The sequence below is a fragment of the Candidatus Thiosymbion oneisti genome, from assembly GCF_900092655.1.
Lineage (GTDB): Bacteria > Pseudomonadota > Gammaproteobacteria > Chromatiales > Chromatiaceae > Thiosymbion > Thiosymbion oneisti.
Window position 1 is genome coordinate 1 of the sequence record NZ_FLUY01000884.1, and the last position, 10,692, is coordinate 10,692.

General features: G+C 53.6%; 12 protein-coding genes. All 12 read right to left on the bottom strand.

The features are described from left to right. Nucleotides 1–136: 136 nt before the first annotated feature. Nucleotides 137–844, bottom strand: coding sequence for a hypothetical protein (locus tag BQ17_RS09295; RefSeq protein ID WP_089726412.1), 708 nt, complete (start codon nt 842–844; stop codon nt 137–139). Between the two features lie 105 nt (nt 845–949). Next, complete coding sequence (locus BQ17_RS09300) at nt 950–1,561, bottom strand: hypothetical protein (RefSeq protein ID WP_089726414.1); 612 nt, start codon at nt 1,559–1,561, stop codon at nt 950–952. A 68-nt stretch (nt 1,562–1,629) separates the two neighbouring features. Then, nucleotides 1,630–5,145 (bottom strand): RHS repeat-associated core domain-containing protein, encoded by a 3,516-nt coding sequence (locus BQ17_RS09305; protein WP_089726416.1) that lies wholly within the window; start codon nt 5,143–5,145, stop codon nt 1,630–1,632. 27 nt (nt 5,146–5,172) lie between these two features. Next, nucleotides 5,173–5,550 (bottom strand): hypothetical protein, encoded by a 378-nt coding sequence (locus tag BQ17_RS09310; RefSeq protein WP_089726419.1) that lies wholly within the window; start codon nt 5,548–5,550, stop codon nt 5,173–5,175. Then, entirely contained in the window at nt 5,547–6,269 is a 723-nt protein-coding gene (locus tag BQ17_RS09315; RefSeq protein WP_218068197.1) for a hypothetical protein, read from the bottom strand. The genes BQ17_RS09310 and BQ17_RS09315 overlap by 4 nt, the downstream gene beginning before the upstream one ends. A gap of 84 nt (nt 6,270–6,353) precedes the next feature. After that, nucleotides 6,354–6,854, bottom strand: coding sequence for a hypothetical protein (locus BQ17_RS09320; protein ID WP_089726423.1), 501 nt, complete (start codon nt 6,852–6,854; stop codon nt 6,354–6,356). A 3-nt stretch (nt 6,855–6,857) separates the two neighbouring features. Next, a complete protein-coding gene (locus tag BQ17_RS09325; RefSeq protein WP_089726426.1) occupies nt 6,858–7,238 on the bottom strand; it encodes a DUF4150 domain-containing protein in 381 nt (126 codons plus the stop codon). A 173-nt stretch (nt 7,239–7,411) separates the two neighbouring features. Further along, complete coding sequence (locus BQ17_RS09330) at nt 7,412–8,491, bottom strand: beta-ketoacyl synthase N-terminal-like domain-containing protein (RefSeq protein ID WP_089726428.1); 1,080 nt, start codon at nt 8,489–8,491, stop codon at nt 7,412–7,414. Then, nucleotides 8,488–9,522: a DUF2169 family type VI secretion system accessory protein gene (locus BQ17_RS09335; protein ID WP_176722362.1), complete on the bottom strand. Its 1,035-nt coding sequence runs from the start codon at nt 9,520–9,522 to the stop codon at nt 8,488–8,490. Before BQ17_RS09335 ends, BQ17_RS09330 begins: the two co-directional genes overlap by 4 nt. Before the next feature lie 20 nt (nt 9,523–9,542). Further along, entirely contained in the window at nt 9,543–10,028 is a 486-nt protein-coding gene (locus BQ17_RS09340; RefSeq protein ID WP_218068198.1) for a DUF6484 domain-containing protein, read from the bottom strand. A 4-nt stretch (nt 10,029–10,032) separates the two neighbouring features. After that, nucleotides 10,033–10,230 carry a hypothetical protein gene (locus BQ17_RS09345; protein ID WP_141699200.1) on the bottom strand — a complete coding sequence of 66 codons (198 nt, stop codon included), beginning with the start codon at nt 10,228–10,230 and terminating at the stop codon, nt 10,033–10,035. 51 nt (nt 10,231–10,281) lie between these two features. Next, on the bottom strand, nt 10,282–10,692 hold a 411-nt coding region (locus BQ17_RS09350; protein ID WP_439645661.1), incomplete at its 5' end, for a bacteriophage T4 gp5 trimerization domain-containing protein.

The window sequence follows — 10,692 nt, forward strand, 5'->3', positions numbered from 1 at the left end:
CCTGGATTCCGGCAATCCCTGCCGGAATGACGGGGTAGGGGTCGGCAGACTTCATCACTTAAAATTTAGCCACTACCTTCTTCCCTACCATCCAACCGGTATAAAAAGTTACTTTTCAACTGATGTCAGGTACTAGCTATGGAGTATCAGGATACGAACGAAAAAAATCCTTTAATTGCTCTTCAGTCATAAGGATATGCTTCATATCTTTAACCGACGCAAATGAGTCATTAATTAGCTCAATAAAAGCCCCACCTTTCCTGATATTCTGATAGATTAACGCAATATCTTCAAAGCCAACAAAATTCAGGTCTTCTAATTTCGTTCCTTCGGCATCGCAAGCTACAATCTTTTTGAGAAATGAAATACTTCTCGAAAGGCCAATGGCTCTTTCCGTAACAGAAGACAAATCGGTACACTCGACAAGCATGTGGCAAGAGATGGCGCGGGGATTTTCCGGATCGGATACATAGTATATTGGAGTGGCTAAAAACTGCCCTTCCTTATAAGAGCGCGGTTTTTTTAAAAAACTAAATGATTCATGAGAAATACTGAGTGCTTTAGCCTCTTCAAATGTAATTCCCCAACTTGTCATCCTGCCCAGCATTGCTCCTTCTTCTAAAGGGCCAATTACCCAGAAAATATCCTCGATACCCAGGTATTTCATGCTACCCAGCCCTTTTTCGCTGTTAAAGATGTTGACTTTATTGGCAATTCGACTCGTTTCGTCTATAGTATCCTTATAGTTCTCACTATTCAATACATACGAATTCAGTATCGCATTCAAAGCTGAAGATTGTCGATTTGCAAACAGCAAATTGACTCCAATATAATTTTCTCTCATTTTCGTTACTCCTCTTTAATCTCTGTGGATCGAGTTCCCCCGCTTGCGGCGAGAAAAAAGACTCCTATCCGATTGATACCCGCCCCTTGGAGCGGGGAAGATTCATTAGTCGATGGAAATAATATCAGTCTCACCACATAAACCCAGGATCTCTTCTGCCGCATCCCTACTTGACGTTACGAACTGTATCGATAAGTGATGGTTGATCTTTATAATCAGGTCCCGCTCCATTGAAATAATATCGATATCCTTATAGTGCCATCGGTCTTTCAAGAAAGGATAGTCGATAAAAACACCAACAAAATCACATATCTCGTCTTCGATCCTGAATCCACCATCGAAGCGCGAAATGTCGATGGAGCCCACCTTTGATCGAATATATGAAATTTTGTCGGCTACGGATTTTTCTGAGATCAGGTGTTCCGGGAACCAAATACCCGGCAAGTATTCATGTTGGGCAACAAAGGTTTTTACGCCCAACGAGCGGACAATTTTACAGACCTCTTGCGCGTGCGTCCTTAACCTCTCTACGTCATGGATCTCTCGTCCCAATGTATTCCATTCACTCCTGTCTCTTATTTGAATATTAGCCGTCGATACGACATGATAGTCGGATGAGATCTCATCTTCATCCAGCCAATCCAAGTAGCTGGCGTAATCAAAATGACAGCGCCGATGATATTGCGCTAAATCTTGTTTTTCCACCAGGTCTATCATGACAATTCACCTCGAAGATCGATGGGTTGTTATGGAATGTGGAAAAGTAGAATTAAGATCTCGGGATTTCAATCCAACGGGTATATATTCGTATACCCTCCACCAGGACTCTGAACATCCCAATGAGGTCCATGCGCCTTGCCCTTATGATCTGTTGGTTGCCAAACCCTTCCCTTTTTGTCTGGCCATCCACTTCCCGATCCATTCGGATTTTTTACCTTTTTTCCATTCCAGTTCTTGGGAGGTTCGTAATCAGGATGATCGGGGGGATTCTTTTTCATATCTTTTAACTGCTGCTCTTTTTCTTCCTTGGTCTTTCTTCGTTTTTTGCCTTTATTACCTTCCTCACACTTTTCCTCTTCCTTCGATTTTGATTTAGACTTAGAAATCTCATCCGCTGCTTCCTTTGCTCCCACCGCCGCCAACACGATTCCTGTTACCCAGGCAAGCCCCTTAACTATTGCGGGGATGAGGACTTCCGCGACGGGAATTGCTATGGGTGCCAATCCAAAAGGATCGGTCCTGTAAACAGGGGCGCCGCGGGCATATCGATATAAATTGAAGTCCTTGCTTAAATACGAGATTGAATCCTGCGTAATATAGCGAGAAATTCGCGGGTCATAATAGCGGAAGACATTGTAATGAAGACCGCTTTCGCGGTCAAACTGTTGTCCTGGAAATCGCAGTAGGTTGGGGATTATAGCAACCTTTTCTTCACAGGCCCCGAAGGCGTCGTAGTTTCCTTGCCAGACGAGTTTTCCTGCTTCGTCGGTAATCTCCAGCGGGGTTCCTAAGTGGTCGGTATGACAAAAGTAGGCCGTCCCGTTTTGTAAAATGGCAAGGGGAATGGAGGTCTCTGGCTTGAAGATGTATATGGTCTTGTTCTTACGCTCAGGTTCTTCTGCAATCAGTTGAAGTTGATCCCAGTAGTAGGTGACCTCTGTTCCATCAAACGCCTTCTTTCCGATCCGCCGGCCCAGCGCGTCGTAGAAATAGTTTAGATCGCATCCGGCCGCTAAATCAAAGCAACCGATGAGCTGGTTGAAGCTGTTGTATTGAAGCTGCGTGATTCCATTTTCGCCGCGTCGCGTCGCGATGTTACCCCGTGCGTCGTGGGTGTAGTCGAACCCTGCGGCCCCATGGGTGGAAGAGAGCAGCCGATTTCCGCTGGCATACTGTGCCTGATGGTGGCCTCTTTGTAACAGGTTGCCGGCCGCGTCGTAAATAAAGTCTTCCGTGTCTTGCGCTTTGTCTTGCGATTCTCGGATTAATCGCCCCGATGGGTCGTATGCATACCGTTTCGTGCCGCGTTTATTGTCTTCGATTACGATGACTCTTTTGTTTTGGTCGTAGCTATATTTCCGTTCAGTCAGCAAATCGCTGCTCGGGTCGTGTATTTTCTGCGATAACAGGCGGTTTTCCGGGTCGTGTTTGCAGTGCGAATAGGAGCCCCCGGGCAGCTGTCGCTCGACCGGTTGTCCTTGGTCGTTGAGTAGGAGCCGGATGATTTTGTCACCGGGCAGGGTGACGCCCACGAGGTTGTCGTTTTCGTCATATTCGAATTCTATACTTGTGTCCCAAGGCCCTTTGCGTGCGATGAGATTTCCGGCGGCATCATACACGCGCTCGATTGATTGCTCCCCTTGCTGTTCTTTGATGATGCGTCCTAGCGCGTCGTATTCGAATCTTACGGTGCTGTGTTCGTTGCTCGCTTCGATGAGTCGCCCGGCTTGGTCGTATTGGTAGGTGTTGCGACAGTGGGTCCCCGCTGGGTCGTGGCCGGCGATTTCGACGATCCTTCCTGTTTTGTCGTAGCGGATGTCCAGCGAGCCGCCGGGGCGCGATACTGTAACGATGTTTCCTTTGCGGTCGTAACCATAGGTGTTGGTCTCGCCGCCAAAACCGATGTCGCTGCTGAGCCGTCCGCAAGCGTCATAGCTGAAGGTGTGTTTTTCGTTGTTTTCGTTGGTTATGGTGGTGAGCTGTCCTTCGCTGTCGTACTCGAATTTGACTGTGTTGCCGTTTTCGTCGCGTTGTTCGCTGAGTTTGTTCAGTCCGCGATAGATGAATCTCTTTTCGTTCCCTAGCGGGTCGCGTGTCCATATCAGATTGTCTTCGGCGTCGTAGCCATAGCTGGTTTCGTTGCCGTTTTTGTCGCGCTCGCGGATCAAACGCCCTTTCAGGTCGTAGACGAAATGCCTGGTATGTCCTTCGGCATCGCCCATAGACAATAGACGATGCCATTCATCGTATTCTTTCCGGACTGCCGGGTGATTTTCCTGTGTGCTTTTCCCGGCGGCGGTCTGGTGGGTTTGGCGATTGCCTTGGCTGTCTTCTTCCTGAATCAGGTTGTCGTCTTGGTCATGGATGCGGATTATTTCATTGCCGAGTGGGTCGATATGCACATCGGGCTTGTCGTCGTCGTAAACCGTTTCCCAGCGGTTGTTTTCCTGGTCGGTCTTTGCGGTTTGCCGTCCTTGTTCATCGTATTCATAGGTGATGGTATTTTGGTTGGCATCGATTTCACCGATCAGGCGACGATTCCGGTCATAATGGTATTGGTGAACGCCGCTCGCGGCGTCTACGACCATGACGACCAAACCTTGTCGGTTCCAGTAGTAGGTGGTTTTTTGTTGTAACGAGTCGATTACTTCGGTTTTTCCCTGCCCGGTTGTGTAGCGCAGCTCGCGATAATATTCGCCTTGGTCTCCCCAGTTTTTGATGCATCTGCCTTGGGCGTCGTATTCGTAGTTGAAGCAGTATCCGTTGCGATTTATCTCTGCAATTAAAAGGTCATTGTCATCATATGTATATTGTAATGGGTTGGCGAATTCATCGTGTACCGCGGTCAGGCGGTTGCGGTTGTCATAGGTATATCCCCGCAGTCTGATTTCTTGTTGCGCGGATTGGATATGGCAGTAGATTGCGGTGAGCCGCCCGAGGTCATCGTAGACGAGACGATAGTCCTTGCTTCCGGCGTCTTTGAGGCCAATGAGTTGTTCGCCTTGATGTAACCGTTCAGCCCCCCTTAGTTTGCCATGCCTTGTTCCCATCCTGGGCGCCTGGATTCCGGCGTCCCAGTCGGAATGACGAGGTGGGGGCTGGACGGTTACGCCTTGATAGAGGAGGTCGATGCTGTGGTAGTGACCACTTTGTACGCGCTGCAATCGGCCGTCGGGGGTGAAACGGTAGCTTCTACCATTGCGCTGGGTTAGCTCGAAATGATCTTCGAGACGCAGTAAGGTGAGTCCTTCCGCCGCCAGGTAAAATGAGTCGCCGACCGCAATCAGGGGAAGGGAGATTGCCCGGCCTTCGTCGTCGTAGTAGATGAGCTCGTCCGGATCGAGCACGAGGCGTAGGTCGAGAAAGGATGTCCAGCCGCTACCGAACAGGCCTGGTCTGCCGGCATGGCTACTCGACCAGGTACGGAAGAGTCCGATGGAGAGGGGATAGGTGAAGGTGATGTCTTTGTCGACGACAAAGACGCGGCCGGTGGCGACATCGATTGGATGTCCGGTTGCCGTGCATTCGCAGTTGGAGGCGGTGCCGGTTGTGGCGTGGACTCCTTCACCGATTTGGGTCATCGCCACAGCTCCGATTTTAACGCAAATCTACGGATCTATTCTGACAGAGGGGGCCCGACCGATCCGGGGGATAATCTGCTTTTCGATAAAATCCATTCTATTTTCTCCGGACATGTCGAGGTTATTGAGTACGCGGATCAATACGCTTTGCAAAAACGGGGATTCGCGTAATTCTTTGGGCGCAAAGGAGAGCAAAATGAAACGATAGATATCCCTGCCCTCGAAGATCTCCAACTCCCGGGCATTCTCCACCGCCTCTCTGGCAGTGTCCCACAACTCCTGATCCGTGGCGCCTTGGGTAGCTTGCGGGCGATCATGCCGCAATTGTTCTGCCAATTCCTCTTTGTATTGCTGGTCGACTTCGCCTTCCGGCGCCATGAATTCCTCTTCGCGAATGATGATCATATCGCTCTCCGTAACTCGTCCGGATAGGGCAGAGTCAGCGGTATCGGTTCCATCAGCACGGAAATAACCTCTGGTGGATAGCCTTCCAACCCAGACTCCGTTAGCGGATCCGGTGCCAGCAGCTCGGAGAGGAACTCTTTGGCATAGGCCCTCAACTCGGATTTTTCAGCGGCCGAGAGCAACGGCAGGAGGCTTTCCCAGAATAACTGGAAATGGTTGATTTCCGCCGTTTGCAGAACCGTGTTGAATGGGTCGAAGCTCTCATCGTCGTTGTTGAACCGATGGATGGAATACATCTCCAGATCCCAATCGGATAAGAGCCTGCCCTTGAGGGTGGTGATCTTTTCTTCCAGGAGATCCCGCTCCGGCTTCCTGGTATTCCAATAGACGTTCGCAATGCGTTTCTTTTTCCCTTCTTCCAGCTTTAGCTTCTCCCACATGTCGGCATCGCGCATCATGTAAGAAAATACTATTTCCCAGTGATCCCATTGGGGATTGTCGGCAGGAACGTCAGTAAATACAGTGGTTGACCATAGAAAGAAATGCCTGGTTTGCGCCCCGCCGAAGGAGGATTCCACCGCTTTCAGGACGTTTTCCGCCAGGGGGGGGATGACGGAGGGATTCGCTTCATAGGCCCGCCGATTCTCGATGATCAGCCGGCGCAGCATGGCCACGAATCTTTCTTTCTCTGTTATTTGCAGGCCCATGGGTTCATACATAGGCAGCATGATATCCAGACTGAGAAGCGTGAATATCAGTCCCCATTGCTCCGGTTTCAGTAGGGAGGCTTGCATAGCGACTCCTTATGGAATAGCGAGGTTCGCGGGGATTGTGGGCCACAGAGGAGGAGCAGCAAGTGAAGGCAGCATACGTATTCCCCGATAAATCAGATAGCCTGCGCCACCCGCTACCGTCCCTCCTGCAACAACCTTTACCGCATCCATATCGACCGCTGGGCGTGGAAGCCACTGTTCGCGTGTCGGTACGGGGCGTCTTGCCCAAGTCCCGGCGCCGTTTGGCGGCGGCCCACAGTGATTGTCTCTGAATCTTTCTAATGCACGCCTTAACGCTTTTTGATCCCCTTTAATATTTCCTTCATGGTTGATCCACTCCGGCGTTCCCGGTCCATGATTGAGCGGGGCATTGACTTGTTCCGCAAAGCGGTGTTTAAGCCCATGGGTACCCCCCCCACCAAGCTCGCGCTTGTTGCGATTAATGAGCTCATCTATTTTTTTTCGCAGCTTCTCACAGATATCCTCCGGTGGATCAGTCTGATTCCCCACGTCTTCGCCAATTTCCGTCATTCGCTATCCCATCGCGTTTTTCTTATTATGAAACAAGGGATCACCCAGACGACACACATTCCGCCCTTCGAATTTGACGTCGAAGGAGTAGAGCATGAATTCGGCCACGTCCTTATGGGTACCGCTGATGATGCCCCCGGCCACGCCCGCCTCGTCGCCGGTAGTGACCTTGTATTTGGCGCCTTTGACCATCGGCATTTTTCCGTCGGTCTTCACGGTTTTGGGTCCGCCGGAGGTGTCGGAGGATTTTCCGGTATTGGGGTAAGGAATGGGCGGCATGGATGACCCCACGGGCGTCTTGCAGACATCGGGAAAGACGGTGCTCATGCCGCCGCTACTCTGGTGGACAATGCCGCGGCCGTTGGCGAAGGTGGTTTGGGCCATGATGATGTGCTCCTCTCGGTTAGATTTTGTGGCAATGCCATTAAGTTAAGTGTCGCCGACACCATTTGTGATCGGTCGCGCGCTGTCTTTGTTCGCCCTCTCCCCAACCCCTCTCCCGGCGGGAGAGGGGCTTTTGCGACACCCTCGCCAGGAGAGGGGCCTTGAGGCTTAACTTAATGGCATTGGATTTTGTGGAGGATCGCGGCGGCACGGTGGCCGTGATCCGAAGAACAATAGACGAGTACCGGTCCTCGACGATAGCCCCGTTGCAGGCCGGTGGTGGCCAGGCCGATCATCACGGGACCAAAGGCCGCCCCGAGATCGCCGAAGCAGTCCGCCGGATGCGAAATGAAGGGGGCCTCGACCAGGCTGTCCTGATGGCGAATGCTGCATACGCCCAATTCCTTGGCCCAATAGCTTTCGCCATTCATGCTGCTGTATAGGGTGGCGATCTTGTGTTCTGTTTGGCTCGATAGGTTACTGAGTAGCGCTTGCCAGGTCTCGGACAGGCCTTCACCGCGATAGGGGGTCTCGCTGTAGAGGTGACCATGCTCGAAGCCTCTGGCGGTGGCCGCTATGACACTCAGCGTCGATAATCCCAGCTTCGCCGCTGCGCGCTCGGTGCCAAGGAGCAGAAAACCGGCGCCTTCACCGGGGATAAAGCCATCCAGGTTGATATCCGACTTGAGGCGGCCGACGCGGTCCAGATGTCCTAGCCGTTCCAGGTCATATTCGCTATCACAGCCACCGACCAGGACAAACTCGGCCGTACCCTGAGTCAGGAGCTTGGTTGCTTCGTCGATTCCAATGAGTCCGGCCGCTCGGCCACGCGGAATGATCGCACTGTGTTCCGGATCGATCGGTAGCGAGGTCAGCGACAGCACGGCATTCCACAGTTCGTTATGATCGGTCGTAGCGTCCTGTGGCAACGCGAGCAATAAGGGGATGGCTGCGTCCAAATCCGGCTGCGCCCGAGCCAGATCTTGCAAGGCCAGATTGGCGGCCCGGAGCATCCGGGATTCCCGCCGGCTGTACTGCGTCGAGGCAGTCAGGGTGCTCGGCAGGTCAGGCAGGCATTCCTCGGGGATATAGGCGATGACGAAGGGCTCGTATTCTTTGTCGCACCAGCTAATCTCATTGAAATTGGCGATCTGCGCGCGTACCGCGGCCGCGGTCTGGGGCAGCGTGAGGCCCACGGGGGTCGCGGCGCCTGCTGCCGTGATGACGATGCGTGGTGAGGGCAATTTATTCATCCAAGGTCGATATCGGCGTCCAGGCACCGCACGACCACCTCGCGCACCTGCAAGACCTGTTTGTCACAGGGGATGCTTGCGCGCCACACCGCAATGAAACGGTGCCGGTCCGGTTCGAGCACCAGGGTGTCCCACGCCGGGGTGCGGGTATGCACGGCACCGTCGATCATAAAGTCGACGGACAGACGGATATGCGGTAGCTGGAAGTGCAGGGGGCCCGACTTGTAGGCATTGACGATTTTTACCCCTTCACCTCCCTGCAGATAGCCGTCGGCGATCAGATCCGGGTGGGCGGCCTGATTGAAGCGGGGATCGAAGTCCGCTGGCAGATAGGGGGCCTGGTTCTTCTGCCAGTGTTCGTCGTAGGTCCCCGCATAACGCCGGCGCGGTTCCCAGTGGGGATGGATGTAGCCAAATCCGGCCGGTGGGGGACGATCCTTCGGGCTATCGATGAGGTGTTTCGGGTCCTCCAGGTTGGGCAAGGGCATTCCGGTTAGCGCCTGTTCACTCCCCCGGACGCGAAAGCCGCGACCGATGGGATTGGCCGAGCACACGCGGGTTTGGCTTCCATCGCGCCCGGAAACCTGGTCCCGACCACCGAAAGCGTGCTCATAACGTAAAGGCAGCTCGGAAAAGGGAAGGGGGTCGGTGAAGTGGGCAATGCCCAAGGTTCGGTCCCAGCAACGATCACCAAAGACCCGTATGATCTTACGTCGGGAACCGACCATCAGGCCGACGTCAATGGAAGTTACCTGCCGTTCGGCCGGTGCGTAGGCATGACCGATCATCACGATGTCGGTTGCCGGTTTGGTAAGGCCGAGTTCGGCGGCATACCGAATCGAGGAGGTGCCCGGCTCGTCCCAGCATTCATCGGCACGTACCACCGGCAATTGTTCCGCTGCGACTCGGAGCCCTTCAGGTCCGATGTCGAAGGTCCCTTTGGTAACCGAGAAGACGGTATCCACACCTTCCTGATCCGGAAACACGGCCAGTGCGGTGACAAAGGGGGTGTGATCGGTGATCTGCAACACCAGAGGATTCCCAGTAGCGCTCAGTTGATCTGCACCGACCCGCCCTTGATCCGATTAACACCCGAGGAACGGCTGAGCAGGTAGGCGCCTCGGATCAGGATCTTGCCTGCTTTTGTCAGTGTGATGCTGGCTTTGCCGCATTTGAGGACGATCTCTTTCTGCGCCCGGAGCAGGATGCGCTCGCCGTCCAGATCGGCGGTGAAGGGTACTGGAGCCTCGGTCTTTCGCTCGGGATGCTGCACCATGCCGATGACCAGGGGCAGGTGCGGGTCGCCGCCTTCAAACAGGAGGGCAACCTCGCGGCCCACATCCGTGCCCTCAAGCCTGGTGGTGGTGCGGGCCTTGAGGGCCGTCTCCTGCGGATTGCCGGGGAAGGCGACAAGTGGCGCTCCGTCCTCGTGGAATCCGAGCAGGAGGCCGATGATAACGCCGTCGTAGCGTTCGGTAATCTCGGTAGGTTCTGCCCCGGCGGTCTCCGCTCGGTCTTGGTTGCGGTTCGTTTCCATGGGTTCAGTTCTCCAGGATCTTCTTGCCTTTAATAACCACGTTCTTGCTCGCCTTGGCGTTGATAACGCCGGAGCCCTTGACGGTGATGTCCTTGCCCTGGATCGTAATGGTACCGTCCTTCTTCATGGAGATGCTGGCGCTGCCGGTGGTAAGGGTGATGGAGTCACCGGCGTCGATCGTCAGGTTTTTGCCGATGTTCATGGCCTGATTCATGCCTACGGACACGGCTTGCGCCAGGCCGACAGTAATGGCCTAGGCACCACCTACGGTAATGGCCTGTGCGCCACCCACGGTTACCTCGTTTGCTCCACCTACATTGAGCATATCATTGATGCCGACGTTATGGGTGCGTGTCAGCGCGACGGTAACGACTTCGTTGTTGCCGACGTTTTCACTACGGTTGGAACCAATGGTCGTGGTTTCGTTGTTGGCTACGGTTTCAACCCGATCATGCCCGATGTTGATGGTCTCGTCGTTGGCAACGGTTTCTTTGCGGTCGTGGCCGATGCTGATGGTTTCGTCGCTGCCGACGGTCTTGGCACGGTCCTTCCCGATCTGGATGGTCTCGTTGTTGGTGACATCCCGACTGCGATCATGCAGCACATGCTCGCGCAGGTCGTGCTCGATGGTGCTGTCTTTGTCGAATTGACCATGCTCACGGAT